Consider the following 852-nt stretch of genomic DNA (forward strand, 5'->3'; position numbering starts at 1 on the left):
GCAGGCCTGCGCGCAGAAAGCAGGGCGGAGGCGTTGAAACGCTGCGAGCGATACCATGGATTTTCGCCTGGATGCAAATTCGTCTCATGCTGCCAGCATGGCTTGGTAGTGATGAAGCACTCGGCACAGTCATTGACGCCAAAGACAAAGCGCTCGTTCAGGAAATGATCCGTGACTGGCCGTTCTTCGCAACCCAGATAGATATGCTCGAAATGGTTTTGATCAAAGGGGACCCGCGTATTGCCCGATACTATGATCAAATGCTGGTATCTGATCGCCTACGGCCGCTTGGCGTGAGTTTGCGCGATCGTTTTCGTGACATGGTTAAAGTGATTAACCAGCTCAAGGAGCAAAGTACGTTGATGGAAAGTAACCCTGCTTTTGGCGAGTCACTCAAGGTTAGGGCAACGTACACAAACCCATTGCATTATTTGCAGGCTGAATTGCTGAAGCGCGAGCGCGCTTCTGAGGGTGTATCTGAGAAAGAACGCGAGCAGGTCGAGATGGCACTGAAAGTGACCATGGCCGGTATCGCGGCTGGAATTCGCAACACCGGTTAGAGTGGGCGTAGCTTTTCTAAAGCGCTTTACTCGTCGTGAAATGGTGATGTGAGGCTTAAGGGTTGGGATTGCTTTGCAGGTCTCCTGACAACACTTCGTTACACTTCTACTAAGAATTGAAACGGCGGTTTGTGACGTAAGACAGGCAGGGTGCTGAGCTTCGATTACACTTCAATGAAAGGTACTCCGGTTTGCAATGTAGATGCTAACCGGGTGCTGTTGTTGAACGTGTTCATTTTCGTAGAGAGAAGTCCGGTGCCCATAGCTAGCCGTTTAGGTAAATACATTCATG

1 protein-coding gene is annotated in these 852 nt (G+C 50.2%); it reads left to right on the plus strand.

The features are described from left to right. The coding region (locus tag A3750_RS18385; protein ID WP_156498721.1) for a phosphoenolpyruvate carboxylase at positions 1-560 on the plus strand (560 nt) is incomplete at its 5' end. Positions 561-852: the final 292 nt, after the last annotated feature.

It is taken from the genome of Oleiphilus sp. HI0079, from assembly GCF_001635105.1.